This window comes from Haloferax sp. KTX1, from assembly GCF_902410085.1.
Lineage (GTDB): Archaea > Halobacteriota > Halobacteria > Halobacteriales > Haloferacaceae > Haloferax > Haloferax massiliensis.
On sequence record NZ_CABPRH010000116.1, the window covers coordinates 1 to 480 of the forward strand.

The following is a 480-nucleotide window of genomic DNA, read 5'->3' on the forward strand; positions in this document are numbered from 1 at the left end:
AACTTCACATAATTTAATGCTCTATATATGGAAAACGTAAAACATATGAACTGGCATGATATGATGGATAAGCCGTACAGTATTCAATTAGATTGCTTTGAAAGGAGACTAAAAAGACGTCTCCCTGAGGATGTAAATAACGGGTTTAGATATTTTGCGGCGAATCTTTTTAATGATAACAAAATGACTATGGATGAATATGTTTCCGTTTTTGGAGGGCATGCATTATACAATATAACTAAAGATAACTCTGAAACCTTTCGAAACATGGATACCGGGGTTGAGGAGATAAGTCTCGTCGAAGCCTATAGTCGCGCTAAGTACGGAAGCATTCAAGATATTCGGAATATTGCTTCTTTGGTGATTGCCTACTTTATTGATCAGTTGAGCCAGCCGGAGAGCTACTGGACGAACTTATTTGAAAGAGCTAAAGCGCATAATGATAGCGTAGTTATGATGACAACTGGGTGGCGCAACGTA

The 480-nt window shown here is 38.3% G+C and carries 1 protein-coding gene; it reads left to right on the forward strand.

Annotated elements, in window-relative coordinates; all coding sequences use genetic code 11:
- Positions 1 to 45 precede the first annotated feature (45 nt).
- Positions 46 to 480 (forward strand): phosphoribosyltransferase family protein (locus FY251_RS21055; protein ID WP_222847873.1); only part of this gene is annotated, 435 nt, incomplete at its 3' end.